Origin of the sequence: Salinicola rhizosphaerae, assembly GCF_014652715.1 — a bacterium.
GTDB classification, from domain to species: Bacteria; Pseudomonadota; Gammaproteobacteria; order Pseudomonadales; family Halomonadaceae; genus Salinicola; species Salinicola rhizosphaerae.
Genome location: NZ_BMZI01000001.1, coordinates 615,600 through 628,872 on the forward strand (window position 1 = coordinate 615,600; position 13,273 = coordinate 628,872).

12 protein-coding genes are annotated in these 13,273 nt (G+C 61.5%); 4 read left to right on the forward strand and 8 right to left on the reverse strand.

The annotated features are described in order from the left end of the window. Positions 1-2,335: phosphoenolpyruvate synthase (ppsA, locus tag IE125_RS02695; RefSeq protein WP_373297359.1), on the reverse strand; the 2,335-nt coding region annotated here is incomplete at its 3' end. Between the two features lie 289 nt (positions 2,336-2,624). Here ppsA and ppsR point away from each other — a divergent pair. Next, positions 2,625-3,458: a posphoenolpyruvate synthetase regulatory kinase/phosphorylase PpsR gene (gene ppsR / locus IE125_RS02700; RefSeq protein WP_189443028.1), complete on the forward strand. Its 834-nt coding sequence runs from the start codon at positions 2,625-2,627 to the stop codon at positions 3,456-3,458. Between the two features lie 111 nt (positions 3,459-3,569). On the opposite strand, the gene IE125_RS02705 is transcribed toward ppsR, so the two are convergent. The 3 genes from IE125_RS02705 to IE125_RS02715 form a co-directional block, all read right to left on the reverse strand. Continuing rightward, positions 3,570-4,142: a hypoxanthine-guanine phosphoribosyltransferase gene (locus tag IE125_RS02705; protein ID WP_189443029.1), complete on the reverse strand. Its 573-nt coding sequence runs from the start codon at positions 4,140-4,142 to the stop codon at positions 3,570-3,572. Between the two features lie 68 nt (positions 4,143-4,210). Beyond that, complete coding sequence (gene nagZ / locus IE125_RS02710) at positions 4,211-5,227, reverse strand: beta-N-acetylhexosaminidase (protein ID WP_189443030.1); 1,017 nt, start codon at positions 5,225-5,227, stop codon at positions 4,211-4,213. 117 nt (positions 5,228-5,344) lie between these two features. Further along, complete coding sequence (locus IE125_RS02715) at positions 5,345-6,007, reverse strand: TetR/AcrR family transcriptional regulator (protein ID WP_189443031.1); 663 nt, start codon at positions 6,005-6,007, stop codon at positions 5,345-5,347. Between the two features lie 334 nt (positions 6,008-6,341). On the opposite strand from IE125_RS02715, the gene lexA reads away from it, so the two are divergent. Further along, a complete protein-coding gene (gene lexA / locus IE125_RS02720; RefSeq protein ID WP_189443032.1) occupies positions 6,342-6,989 on the forward strand; it encodes a transcriptional repressor LexA in 648 nt (215 codons plus the stop codon). A 10-nt stretch (positions 6,990-6,999) separates the two neighbouring features. Beyond that, a complete protein-coding gene (dinB, locus tag IE125_RS02725) occupies positions 7,000-8,073 on the forward strand; it encodes a DNA polymerase IV (RefSeq protein WP_189443033.1) in 1,074 nt (357 codons plus the stop codon). Between the two features lie 19 nt (positions 8,074-8,092). Here the strand turns inward: dinB and purU are convergent, their stop codons facing one another. Next, complete coding sequence (purU, locus tag IE125_RS02730; protein ID WP_189443034.1) at positions 8,093-8,941, reverse strand: formyltetrahydrofolate deformylase; 849 nt, start codon at positions 8,939-8,941, stop codon at positions 8,093-8,095. A gap of 201 nt (positions 8,942-9,142) precedes the next feature. Here purU and IE125_RS02735 point away from each other — a divergent pair, with 201 nt between their 5' ends. After that, positions 9,143-10,831, forward strand: coding sequence for a ribonuclease J (locus tag IE125_RS02735; RefSeq protein ID WP_308430115.1), 1,689 nt, complete (start codon positions 9,143-9,145; stop codon positions 10,829-10,831). A 540-nt stretch (positions 10,832-11,371) separates the two neighbouring features. Here IE125_RS02735 and IE125_RS02740 read toward each other — a convergent pair. The 3 genes from IE125_RS02740 to moaE all read right to left on the reverse strand — a co-directional run bounded on the left by IE125_RS02740 (position 11,372) and on the right by moaE (position 13,269). Then, positions 11,372-11,662: an H-NS family histone-like protein gene (locus IE125_RS02740; RefSeq protein ID WP_189443035.1), complete on the reverse strand. Its 291-nt coding sequence runs from the start codon at positions 11,660-11,662 to the stop codon at positions 11,372-11,374. Between the two features lie 159 nt (positions 11,663-11,821). Then, a complete protein-coding gene (gene moaA / locus IE125_RS02745; protein WP_189443036.1) occupies positions 11,822-12,811 on the reverse strand; it encodes a GTP 3',8-cyclase MoaA in 990 nt (329 codons plus the stop codon). Next, the gene (moaE, locus tag IE125_RS02750; protein WP_189443037.1) at positions 12,808-13,269 is read right to left on the reverse strand and encodes a molybdopterin synthase catalytic subunit MoaE; all 462 of its coding nucleotides are present in this window, start codon (positions 13,267-13,269) and stop codon (positions 12,808-12,810) included. The genes moaA and moaE overlap by 4 nt, the downstream gene beginning before the upstream one ends. Between the last annotated feature and the right edge of the window lie 4 nt (positions 13,270-13,273).

Genomic DNA, 13,273 nt, shown 5'->3' on the forward strand with positions numbered 1-13,273 from the left:
AGGCGACCGTCTCGCCTGCCAGCATCAGCCAGGTCTCGATCACCGCATCCGGGTTGAGCGACACCGAGTCGATTCCCTGCTCCATGAGCCATTTCGCAAGCTCGGGATGATCCGACGGCCCCTGACCGCAGATACCGACATACTTGCCCTGCGCCTTGCAGGCCTGGATCGCCATGGCGAGCAGTTTCTTGACCGCGGGGTCACGCTCGTCGAATAGATGCGCAATGATGCCGGAGTCGCGATCGAGTCCCAGCGTCAACTGCGTGAGATCGTTGGAACCGATCGAGAAGCCGTCGAAGTGCTCGAGAAACTCGTCGGCCAGTAGCGCGTTGGCGGGCAGTTCACACATCATGATGACCTTGAGCCCGCGCTCACCCCGCTTGAGCCCATTGGCTTCGAGCAGCTCCACCACCGCCTTGCCCTCAGCCGGGGTGCGCACGAACGGCACCATGACCTCGACGTTGTCCAGCCCCATCTCGTCACGCACCCGCTTGAGTGCGCGGCACTCGAGTTCGAAGCAGGCACGAAAATCGTCGGAGAGATAGCGCGAGGCGCCACGAAAACCGAGCATCGGGTTCTCTTCGCCCGGCTCGTAGAGCTTGCCGCCGATCAAGTTCTCGTACTCGTTCGATTTGAAGTCCGACAGCCGCACGATCACCCGCTTCGGGTGGAATGCCGCGGCCAGCGTGGAGATTCCCTCGACGAGGCGATCGACATAGAACGAGACGGGATCGTCGTAGCCGGCGGTACGCAGATCGATGGTCTGTTGCAGGTCATCCGAGAGCTTGTCGTACTCCATCAGCGCCCGGGGATGCACGCCGATCATGCGGTTGATGATGAACTCGAGACGCGCCAGCCCGATGCCGTCGTTGGGCAGGCCGGCGAAGGCGAAAGCGCGATCCGGGTTGCCGACGTTCATCATGATCTTGAACGGCACTTCAGGCATGCCATCGATGCTGGTCGCCTGGCAGTCGAACTCGAGCTTGCCCTGATAGACATGTCCCGTATCGCCCTCGGCACACGATACCGTCACCTCGACATCGTCCTCGAGCAGCTCGGTCGCATCGCCGCAGCCGACGACCGCCGGGATGCCGAGCTCGCGCGCAATGATCGCGGCGTGGCAGGTACGCCCGCCGCGATTGGTCACGATCGCCGAGGCGCGTTTCATGATCGGCTCCCAGTCCGGGTCGGTCATGTCAGTGACCAGCACGTCTCCCGATTGCACCTTGTGCATCTGCTCTGGCGACTCGACCAGCTTGACCTTGCCTTGACCGATGCGCTGGCCGATCGCCCGACCATTGACCAGCACCCGCCCCTTCTCCTTGAGCGTGAAGCGCTCCAGCGTGCCACCCTCCTGATTGGAGACCACCGTCTCCGGCCGCGCCTGCACGATGTAGAGCTTGCCGTCATTGCCGTCTCGCGCCCACTCGATATCCATCGGCCGGCCGTAATGCGCTTCGATGATCACGGCCTGACGGGCCAGCGCCATGACATCGTCATCGCTCAAGCAGAAGCGCTGGCGATCGGCCCGCGGCACATCGACTGTCTTGACCGAGCGCCCCGCTGCCGCGTCCTCGGTATAGATCATCTTGATCCGCTTGGAACCCAATGTACGCCGCAGTACCGCCGGCCTGCCGCTGGCAAGTGTCGGTTTGTGGACGTAGAACTCGTCCGGGTTGACCGCCCCTTGCACCACGGTTTCGCCCAGCCCCCAGGCGCCGGTCACGAAGACAGCATCACGGTACCCGGACTCGGTATCGAGCGTGAACATGACGCCGCTGGCCGCCGTCTCGGAGCGCACCATTTTCTGTACGCCGGCGGAAAGCGCCACATTCTCGTGGGGGTAGCCACGATGCACGCGATAGGAGATCGCGCGATCGTTGAAAAGCGAGGCGAAGACCTCGTGAACGGCCCGTTTGACGTTGTCGAAGCCGTCAATATTGAGGAAGGTCTCCTGCTGACCGGCAAAGGAGGCGTCGGGGAGATCCTCGGCCGTGGCGGACGAACGTACCGCCACCTTCAGATTAGAATGCTTGGCTTGCAGCGTCTGGTAGGCATCGGCCAGCGCATGTTCGAAATCGGGCGGCAGCGGCGTGTCGATCACCCACTGGCGCACCCGCTCGCCGACCCGGGCCAGCTCTTCGGTGTCATCCACGTCGAGCTTGGCCAGTTCGTCGTTGATGCGGTCGTTCAAGCCCTCGTGAGCCAGAAACTGACGATAGGCGTGGGCCGTGGTGGCGAAGCCGCCGGGCACCGTGACGCCGGCGTCGGCAAGGTTGGAGATCATCTCGCCGAGAGAGGCATTCTTGCCCCCGACTCGCTCGACGTCTGACATTCCCAGCTGATCGAAAGTGATGATGAACGGTTCCACGGCTCTCTCCTGATCGTCTCTGGACGGGCCTGATCGGCAAAAGGACGTGCATCCTGCACGGCAGATGGAGCCAGAAGCTAACAGCGGTCCCGCGCCTTAGCCAGAAGTTTAAGGGCGTAGAGTTTGAAGTATTTCTACACAAAAAGTGTCTTTTCGAGCGGTTTTGTAGTGACGGGCGCATCGGCGACAGAAAAGTTGCGGCCACGGTTTTTTTCGGCCGAGAATGATGACTTGCCAGCTCAGGAAACGCCTCATGACTCGCACCGCTTTTTTCATCTCCGACGGCACCGGCATCACCGCCGAGACATTGGGCCGGAGCCTGCTTTCGCAGTTCGAGAACGCCGAATTCAATCAGATCACCAAGCCCTACATCGACACCCTCGACAAAGCCCGTTCTCTGGTCGGTATCATCGAGGCGACCGCCGAACGTGACGGCGTTCAGCCTATCGTGATTGATACGATCGTCGATCAGACCATTCGCGCCATCGTCGCCGAGGCGCCGGCTTTCCAGATCGATATCTTCTCGACCTTTCTGGCACCACTCGAGGTGGAACTCGGCGCTCACTCCACCTATACGGTAGGCCGCACCCACGCCATCGGGCAGGACGAGGTCTACATGCACCGCATCGAAGCGGTGAATTTCGCGCTCGATAACGACGACGGCGCGCGCACCCATCAGTACGAGGAGGCCGATGTCATCCTGATCGGTGTCTCGCGCTGCGGCAAGACTCCCACGTCGCTCTACCTGGCGCTGCAGTTTGGCATTCGCGCCGCCAACTATCCGCTGACCGAAGATGATCTCGACGACAACGGCATTCTGACCCTGCCGGCTTCGCTGGCCAGACACCGTCACAAGCTGTTCGGACTGACTATCGATGCGCGTCGTCTGTCCGCGATTCGCACCGAACGCCGCCCCAACAGCCGCTACTGCTCACTGGACCAGTGCATGCAGGAAGTCGAACAGGCCCAGGCGCTCTACCGGCGCTTCAATATCTCCTACATCGACACCACACGGTTTTCGATCGAGGAAATCTCCACGCGGATGATGAACGAAACTGGCCTGCAGAGACGCTTCAGCCCGCGTTGACTCAGATCCGGCACCTGACGCGGGCTGAACGTCTTGTGCGGGCTAAGCACGCGCCCGCAAAGACTGTTTGAAAAAGGACCGCTTGAAAAAGGAGCGCTCGAACGCGTGGAATCACAGATTCTTCGGCGCGAATATCCCCGGCGCGTTGCGCCAATATCCCTGGTAATCCATACCGAAGCCGAACACGTAGCGATCGACCACATCGAGTCCGCAGTAGTCTGCCTTCAGGCCCGGCACTGCCTTGCGGTCGTGTACCTTATCGACCAGCACCGCAGTGGAAACGCTGGCCGCCCCGGCCTGACGGCAGTAGTCGAGAATGGCCGCAAGCGTGGCGCCTTCATCGAGAATGTCGTCGACGATGACGACATGGCGGTCGGCCATCGGCACCTCCGGCGACACACGCCAGAAAAGCTCACCACCCCGAATGCCACCGCGATAGCGGGTCGCGTGGATGTAGTCGACTTCCAGCGGAAAGCCGAGCCGCGTCAGCAGATGGCCGGTCGTGATCAAGCCACCGTTCATCACGCAGTAGAACACCGGCATCTTGTCGCCAAGGTCGCGAGTGATGTCTGCCGCCATGCGATCCAGCGCCTGTTCGACCTGAGCCTGGCTGATCAGGCAGTCCGCGTTGTCCATGACGTCCTGCATCGAGTTCAAGGCGTCGGCCGAAGAAGAATGGGTCATCGTGTTCCGTATCGGTAAGAGTTGGGAGTTTTCACGCAAAGAAGCCACCGGAGAGCGACTGGCGCCGCTCATGCCGTCTCGGCGAGCGCCTGCAGTCGTGCGTGGGTGCGCCGCCACCGGGAAATCGCCGCGAGCGATTCGAGGCTGGGGCGCGCACGCGCGAAGCGCAGCTTGGCGATACGTGAGGCCTGCAGGCCATCGCAGGCCGCCACCACCTGGCGTGCGTCATCGGGGGCGTTGCAGATGACGGCCATGTCGCAGCCGGCCTCGAGCGCCGCACTGGCTCGTTCGGCGGGCGTGCCCGCAGCGTGCGCCGCAGCCATGGTCAGATCATCGGAGAAGATCGTGCCCTTGAAACCGAACTCCTCGCGCAGCATACCCAGCCAGCTTGGAGAGAAGCCCGCCGGTCGATCGTCGAACGCCGGGTAGACCACATGCGCCGGCATCACGGCGTCCAGCTTGCCGGCCAGACGCGCAAACGGTACCAGATCCCGCTCTCGGAGCTCGGCCAGCGTCCGCGGGTCTTGCGCCACGTCGAAGTGAGAGTCCTCACGCGCACCGCCATGTCCCGGAAAATGCTTGCCGACCGCCACCATGCCGGCTTCGTGAAGCCCCTCGATTAGCGCGCCGGCCAATGCCGTGACGACTTCCGGGTCGGGCGAGAAGCTGCGCGAGCCAATGGCCGGCGAGCGGTCATCGTCCAGGTCGAGCACGGGCGCGAACGTGAGATCGAATCCGCACGCCGCCATCTCCATGCCCAGCAGCCAGCCGGTATCCTGAGCCAGCATCACCGCCTCTTCCGGCGTTTCGGCGAACTGTCTACCGAAGCTCGCCATCGGCGGAATCCGCGTCACGCCCTCCTTTAGACGCTGTACCCTGCCGCCTTCCTGGTCGATGGCAATCAGCACATCGGGACGCACATCTCGAATTTCTCGCACCAGAGCCTGGGTCGTTGCCGCATCGGGGGTATTGCGCGCAAAAAGAATCACGCCACCGACGGCGGTTTGCTTCAGCAGGTGCCGCTCTTCGTCGCGAAGCCGGATACCTTCGACATCCAGCATCACCGGACCGAGAGACTGCGTCATGACATTCAACCTGAAACCGTGAAGCGCCCGATTCTAGACGAAGCGCCAAAACCTGTTAATAGGCCAGCGATGGCACGGCCGGCCCCGGCGATTCACCAGGCGATATCATCGACGGACTCACTGCGGCTCGTCAGCGCCGAGCGATGCGGGCAGCGGCGCCTGCATGCCTGCCACCACGACCGGCCGCAACCGCTGAATCAGGTCCCGCACCGACATGTGTTCGTGATACTCGTCGTCGGCGATGTCACGCAGCGCATCCAGCCCCGACAGCGTGAACACCACCGTGCCGAGCATGAAGTGCAGCCGCCAGAAGCGCTCGACGTCGGGTAGATCCGGCGTCGCAAGGCGCAGACAGACGACAAAGCGGTGAAAAGTCTCGCCGTAATGCTCCTGGATATAACGCCGCAGGTGGCCCTGCGCCTGGGTATAGGCAAGACCAAGCAGTTTCATGAAGATCTTGAGACTGTTGCGCTCGGCCGGCACCTCGAGGACGCTGGTAGCGAGCTGTTCCAGCAGGACTTCCAGCGGAATGGGACGATCGCGATAGCGCTGTTCGAGCGCATCCAGCGCCAGGTTCAGGCGCTCGGAGAACGGGTCGAGGTAGCGTGCGAACACGGCCTGAATCAGCGCTTTCTTCGAACCGAAGTGGTAGTTGACGGCCGCCAGGTTGACCTTCGCTCGGGTCGTGATGTTTCTGAGCGACGTCTCGGCAAAACCTTTTTCCGCGAACAGAATTTCGGCGGTATCGAGTATTCGTGCCACCGTGCTGGGTTGGGACATAGAGTCACTCACCGACTGATGTGATGCCTAAGAACGTCTGTTTAAAACGCTTTTGATTCTAATCATTCTGAGGGAAAGCGCCAAACTTGGTTGGATCACCGATGCCGTGTCCTTCAATCCCTATCGCCCGCCGGACAGACGGCCCGGAATTCAGGCTCGATCAGCGGGCACGTCATCCATTTCCCTGGCGCCCTGGCTCATGTCGCGATCGAGCGCACGCCTTTTCACTCGCAGCGGGACTGGATACAATCACAGGCTGTATGCATGCACACGCCTGTTTTCTTGATCAGGCCTGGAATTGCCCTTCAACAAGGCTCAGGTTCGGGAGAGACCGATGGCGCGCCCCCTCACTGCTCGGCAACAGACCGTCTATGACTTTATCGTCAAGACCATGAACGAGTTCGGCTACCCGCCAACCCGAGCGGAGATCGCCCGCGCACTCGGGTTCCGCTCGCCCAACGCCGCCGAGGAGCATCTGCGCGCGCTCGATCGCAAGGGCGTCATTCGCATGATTCCAGGCACCTCCCGCGGCATACGGCTGCCTGCCAGCAGCGAACCGGAGCCCGCGGAAGCTCCGACAGAAGCCGGGCTCCCGATCATCGGCAGCGTGGCGGCAGGCAGCCCCATTCTCGCCGCCGAGCACATCGATCGATACTGTCCGCTGCCCGCCGACTATTTTTCTCCCCGCGCCGATTATCTACTCCGAGTTCGCGGGGAATCGATGAAGGACATCGGCATTCTCGATGGCGATTTGCTGGCCGTTCACCGAACCCAGGATGTCCGTGAAGGCCAGATCGTGGTCGCACGGCTCGAGGACAACGTGACGGTGAAGCGCTTCCAGCGCCGTGGCAATCGCGTCACGCTCCTGGCGGAAAATCCCGAGTTCGAGCCGATCGAAATCGATCTAGCGCACGAACATCTGGAGATCGAGGGACTGGGCGTCGGCGTGATTCGCGGTGGCGGCGGCAGCGGCCTTCACTGACTCGCGCGCGATGACGACGGCGCGCAAGATTCTGCATGCCGACTGCGACTGCTTCTATGCGGCCGTGGAGATGCGCGACACCCCATCGCTGCGAGATAGACCCCTCGCCGTCGGCGGAAGCCCCGAACGGCGAGGGGTCATCGCCACCTGTAACTATCCCGCAAGACGCTTCGGCGTGCATTCGGCGATGCCATCGGCGCGAGCGCTGCGGCTCTGCCCGGAACTCCGGATCGTCCCACCGGACTTCGCCAAATACCGCGCTGTTTCACAGCAAATTCAGGCCATCTTTCACGAGCTGACTCCGCTCGTCGAGCCACTCTCACTGGACGAGGCCTATCTCGACGTCAGCGAGATCACGGCCTTTCGCGGCAGCGCCACCTGGATGGCTCGTTGGATCAAGGAGGAGGCGCTCAAGCGCACCGGTATCGTGGTCTCCGTGGGCGTCGCGCCAAACAAGTTTCTGGCCAAGATTGCCAGCGACTGGGACAAGCCGGACGGCCTGTTCGTCATTGTGCCGGGGGATACCGAGTCGTTCATCACCGACCTCCCGGTCAAGAAATTGCACGGGGTCGGACCGGCGACGGCCCGCAGGCTCGAGGAGTTGAGTATCGAGACATGCGCCGATCTGCGCATCCAACCCCTGGAGCGGCTGCTGGATCATTTCGGCAAGTTCGGGCGCCGACTGCACGAGCTGGCGCATGGCATCGACGAGCGCCCGGTTGCCGTCTCGCGCGAGCGCAAATCGGTCAGCGTCGAAAACACCTACCATCACGACTTGCCGGATCTCGCGAGCTGTCACGAGGCGCTCGCTGTGCTGATCGAGAATCTGGACGAGCGCATGGCGCGCCATGGCAATCCCGCCATCGGCAAGCAGTTCATCAAGGTGCGCTTCAACGACTTCACCAGCACGACACAGGAAACCGGCGCTCGCGGTATCATCCACGCACGCTTCCACGAGCTTCTGGACAGCGCCTGGCAGCGCGGCAGCCGGCCCGTTCGGCTACTCGGCGTCGGCGTGAGGTTGTTACCGGCCCTGGAGCAGCGTCAGCTTGGCCTGTTCGATGCAGCGAGTGAGGCGCCCTGAAGAGCGTACGCTCCCTCGCTCAGGAAAAGACGACCGTCTTGTTGCCGTGAATCAGGACGCGGTCCTGCAGATGCCAGCGCAACCCTCTCGCCAGCACCGCCTTCTCCACGTCTCTGCCCAGCCGGACCAGATCCTGTGTGCCGTGGCAGTGAGAGACACGCTGGATGTCCTGCTCGATGATCGGGCCCGCATCCAGCTCTTCGGTCACATAGTGGCAGGTCGCGCCAATCAGCTTCACGCCGCGTTCGAAGGCCTGATGGTAGGGCTTCGCGCCGGCAAAGGACGGCAGAAAGCTGTGGTGAATATTGATCACCCGACCGGCATAGCGCTGACACAGTGCCGGTGGCAGGATCTGCATATAGCGGGCAAGAACCACGCAATGGGCCTCCGCGGTATCGATCAAGCGCTCCACCTCGGCAAACGCCGCGAGCTTGTCTTGAGCATCGACCGGCACATGATGAAACGGTATACCGTACCAGCCGACGATCTCGCGCAGATCCTCGTGATTGGAGATGACGCACGGTATATCGCAGTCGAGCTCTCCCGCCGACCAGCGGTAGAGTAGATCGACCAGGCAGTGGGAATCCCGCGAGACCATGATCGCGACCCGCTGACGCCGGCTCGCGTCGCTGAGTCGCCACGTCATCGAGAACTCTTCGGCGATGGGACCGAAAGCGGCGCTGAATGCCGCCGCGCTCATCGCACCCGACTGAATGTCGTAGCGCATGAAAAAGCGCCCGGCCTCCAGATCGGAGTGCTGATTGGCTTCGACGATCGAGCCCTGCTGGCTCGCGATGAAGCTGGATACGCGCGCCACGATACCCACGCGGTCGGGACAGGAAACGATCAAGCGGTACTTATACGACATCATTCTCGACAGGCCGTTGGCCGGGAGCGCGCCCGGCGGCGCGTCATCGGCGGTAAATTCATCGATTCGGACCGCGCATTGTACCGCTAAAGCCGGGCCTGAGCTAAGCGCGCTCGCCGCCTTTCGACAGCATGCTCGGTTTGAGCGCGTGAAGATCGATGACTTATAGTGAAAACAGATTTCTTCAACCCAAGGATGACGATGATTCGTCCGCGCATTCAGGTTCGCCAGCGAACCTATCCCCCGCTGCTCTTTCACCCGCTGGGCGGCTGCGGCGAGATCGGCATGAATCTGTCGCTATACGGGTACGACGATCACTGGATCGCTATCGATTGCGGCATGATGATTCGCCAGGATCTTCCCGACCAGCCGCTACAGATTCCCGATACCGATCATCTTGCCGCTCACCACATGGTGCCGAGCGCCGTGTTCATCACGCACGGTCACGAAGACCATCTCGGTGCGCTGGCCTGGATCTGGCCACGTTGGAACTGCCCGGTCTACGCAACGCCCCTGGCCATCGAGATGCTGCGTGCAAAATTCCTCGAGCAGGGCCTCAAGACGGAGGCGTTGATCGCGGTCAAACCTGGCGCTCGCGTGGAGGTCTGCGGTTTCGGGGTCGAATTTCTCCCGGTCACGCACTCCATTCCCGAAAGCTGTGCATTGTCCATCATGACGCCTGCCCATCGGGTTCTCCACACCGGCGACTGGAAGCTCGATCCCGCACCGGTCGTCGGCGCGCCCTTCTCGCCGAAGCCATTTCAGGCGATGGCGCCGGTCGACCTGGTGGTCGCCGATTCGACCAATGCCGACGTCGAAGGACATTCCCGCAGCGAAGCCGAGGCAGCCTCGGCCCTCGAGGGCGTCGTCCGCGAGTGTCGGGGCCGGGTCATCGTCAGCTGTTTCGCGAGCAATATCGCCCGCATCAAGGCGCTCGGCCAGATCGCCGAGCGCAGCGGCCGGCGCGTCGCCCTGCTGGGACGTTCGATGGAACGTATGGTCGCGATCGCCACGCAGCTCGGCTATCTCGATGAACTGCCGCCGCGCGTGCCAACCCATGATCTCGGCTATCTGCCCCCTGAGGAGGTGCTGATCATTGCAACCGGCAGCCAGGGCGAACCGCGTTCCGCGCTGTCGCGTCTGGCGCAAGGACGGCATCCCGCCATTGATCTCGAGCCAGGTGACGACGTGATCTTCTCGGCCAGAGCGATTCCCGGCAATGAGCGGCTCATCGAGCGACTGAAGGCTGGCTTCAAACGCCTTCACGTCAATGTCCATGACGAAAGAAGCGACCCTGCACTGCACGCCTCCGGCCACCCCGCGCGAGAGGAGTTGCGAAAGCTCTACCGCTGGCTGCAGCCAAAGCTTCTGATGCCGGTTCACGGCGAATCCGTTCATCAGGAAGCCCATGGCGAGCTCGCCAGATCGCTGGGCATCGAGGTCCCGACCTTGCCCAAGAATGGTGTCGTCGTGGCGCTCGAGAACGGCTCGCTGACCCCTCGCCACCAGCACCATTTGCGACCGCAGCTGATCGCCTCAAGGACCCGGCCGGGACAGTCGAGTTCTCCCGTCGCGGCACGTCACCGCGCGAAGACACTCGCGATCGCGGTCACGGTACTGCCAACGGAAACGGGATGGACACGCATCGGACGGCTGCTGTGGGACAGTGACACCGCGCTACCCCTGGACGAAGATGCGCTGAGCGACTGGCTCGATGCCCGGATCGACGCCGCGCCCTCGGAAACCCTGCTGCAATTACGCCAGCAGATATTCGCGCCGCTGCGCGACTGGCTCGAAGAGCGACTGCCCGCCGTGCCCGAGCTCCATCTCCAGCTGATGCCGGCGGATCCTCAACCGGAGTTCGAGGTAAAAACGGTCTCGACACGTTAGGATTTACGTCGCCGCGCGCCCGCGCAACGTGCGCTGTCGGCAGCAACGCGGTGCTAATGCCCATCGACTGTCTTTCGGGGCTATCTTGCAGGACCTGACAGTCGCCATCGCCAGACAACGAAAAACGCGCCCGTCCTGAGACGGGCGCGCTGATTTGTCGCCGACTCTGGCCGGAGCGTCAGTCGCAACCGGGCATCATCGAACTGGCGTCACTGATCCGGACAACGTATCGCGAGCTGGGCGATCTGCCCAACGCGACTTATCAGAAGTGACCTACCCAACGCGGCCTTGCCGACGCGACCTCGGCAACGGGACCTACCCAAGGCGACTTGCCAAAAACTGCTTACCATAAGCTGCGCTTTGACGACTTGTCGGCACTACGGATATCGACAGTGATGGAAACGCGCATCGGTGGAAAATATCGACTCTCGTCGAGAAATTTTCTCTCGAGAGGCTGCCGAGCGATAAACAAGACGCACTGATCGAAGATGTCAGTCGCGCAAGCTTGGACCGTTCACCTTGGACCGCTCACGAGCCAGATCACGCCTTGCTGGCATTCTTCGGCGGACGACCACGGCGCTTGCGTGGCTGCTCACCGACCAGATCATCCATCGAGAGACCGGCACTGTTCATCGCCTCGCGGATCTCGGCAAGCTTCTTCTGCTTGTCTGCTTCTTCCTTCTGCCGAACGTGATCTTCCTGCTGCTTCTGCTCGATCACTTCGCCAATGACTTCGGACAACTTGTGCAACTGTTCCATGCTCAATTGCCGCGCCGCAGCACGAGCCACATTCTTGTTTCGAGCGATGCGTTCCAATGACTCGGTGGACATCGTCTTCTCCTTGCAAGATACCAATATCGGCGTGACACCGGATGTTTTTCTGAAAGTATATTCTCGGGACTTATTTTGGCAAGAATTTAAATGAAAAAAGACACAAGCATGGCTCGTGTCTTTTACGAATACCGTGAAGATCAACCTTTAAGAAAGCGATCATCCACCCGTCATGTTCATGAACCGAACGACTTGAACATCACCGTCGTTGGTGAAGTGATGCCGCTCAGGCTTCAGGTCCATGGCATCGATGATCTGGGCTTTCAGCGGCTCCAGCTCACCGGGATAACGACGCAGCGTCGCTCTCAGATCCACGGAGTGCTCGTTACCGAGGCAGAGCAGCAGACGCCCTTCGACGGTAACGCGAACCCGGTTGCAGGTGCTGCAGAAATTGTGGCTATGAGGCGAGATAAAACCGACCCGACTGTCGCTGTCCGCCATTCGAAAATAGCGGGAGGGACCGAGCGTCGACTCCGCTGAAGCGAGCAGCGGATAACGACTTTCAATCGCCTGCTGCACGTCGTCGCTGGAAAAAAAGGTTTCGCCGCGAACATGATCCGACACGTCGCCAAGCGGCATCTCTTCGATGAAACTGATATCGAGCTTTTCGCGACGCGCGAACTCCACCAAGTCCAGTACTTCATCGTCGTTGCGGCCTTTGAGGACCACGGCATTGAGCTTGATTCTATCGAAGCCGGCGTCCTGAGCGGCATGAATGCCATCGACGACCTTCTCGAGACTCCCGGTGCGCGTCAGCTGACGGAATCGCTCCGGGTCCAGGGAATCGATGCTGACGTTCAGTCGCGTCAGCCCTCCTTCGCGGAGCGCGCGCGCGTGCTTGCGCAACCCGGCTCCGTTGGTGGTCATGGCGAAGTCACGCAGACCATCGAGCTGCCCGATATCACCGACCAGCTTGTCGATCCCCTGGCGTACCAGCGGTTCGCCACCGGTCAGTCGAATTTTCTCTACGCCGAGCTCAGTAAAAGCTCGCGCAACCTGATATAGCTCTTCCAGCGACAGCACCTGTGCCCTCGGCAGGAAGGTCATCTCCTCGCTCATGCAGTAGACGCAGCGAAAATCACATCGGTCCGTTACCGAGATACGAACGTAACGAACCTCGCGCGAAAATTTGTCGATCAATGCCGTCATCGATACTCCCAGCGACCTGCATCTTCATGGTCGCTTTGTCGTTCGGAAACCCAGTAGTCGCCGCTCGAGGTGTGCTCTTTTTTCCAGAAAGGCGCGCGCGTTTTCAAAATATCCATGATGAAATCGCATGCTTCGAACGCCGCCCGGCGATGCGCGCTGGCGACCTGTACGAGCACGATTCCGTCACCCGGCGCGAGTCGCCCGATGCGATGAATGATCGTGACCGCCTGCAGCGCCCAGCGCTGCCGGGCCTCTTCGGCAATCTGTCTCAGCGCGGTTTCAGTCATGCCCGGAAAATGTTCGAGAGAAAGTGCCTGCACCTCAGGGCGCTCGTTGAAGTCTCTGACCAGCCCCGTGAAGCTGACCACGGCACCCGTGTCGGTCCGACTTCGTAACAGCTGGCGTTGCCGCTCCCCAGCGTCGAAAGGTTCGGGCTGAATCTTGATCTGGATCGTCATCGAA

Bases quoted from the DNA above. Each gene is read 5' to 3' on its own strand.
- ppsR (WP_189443028.1), top strand. From the start codon at position 2,625: ATGACTCGCACCGCTTTTTTCATCTCCGACGGCACCGGCATCACCGCC.
- IE125_RS02705 (WP_189443029.1), bottom strand. From the start codon at position 4,142: ATGACCCATTCTTCTTCGGCCGACGCCTTGAACTCGATGCAGGACGTC.
- nagZ (WP_189443030.1), bottom strand. From the start codon at position 5,227: ATGACGCAGTCTCTCGGTCCGGTGATGCTGGATGTCGAAGGTATCCGG.
- IE125_RS02715 (WP_189443031.1), bottom strand. From the start codon at position 6,007: ATGTCCCAACCCAGCACGGTGGCACGAATACTCGATACCGCCGAAATT.
- lexA (WP_189443032.1), top strand. From the start codon at position 6,342: ATGGCGCGCCCCCTCACTGCTCGGCAACAGACCGTCTATGACTTTATC.
- dinB (WP_189443033.1), top strand. From the start codon at position 7,000: ATGACGACGGCGCGCAAGATTCTGCATGCCGACTGCGACTGCTTCTAT.
- purU (WP_189443034.1), bottom strand. From the start codon at position 8,941: ATGTCGTATAAGTACCGCTTGATCGTTTCCTGTCCCGACCGCGTGGGT.
- IE125_RS02735 (WP_308430115.1), top strand. From the start codon at position 9,143: ATGATTCGTCCGCGCATTCAGGTTCGCCAGCGAACCTATCCCCCGCTG.
- IE125_RS02740 (WP_189443035.1), bottom strand. From the start codon at position 11,662: ATGTCCACCGAGTCATTGGAACGCATCGCTCGAAACAAGAATGTGGCT.
- moaA (WP_189443036.1), bottom strand. From the start codon at position 12,811: ATGACGGCATTGATCGACAAATTTTCGCGCGAGGTTCGTTACGTTCGT.
- moaE (WP_189443037.1), bottom strand. From the start codon at position 13,269: ATGACGATCCAGATCAAGATTCAGCCCGAACCTTTCGACGCTGGGGAG.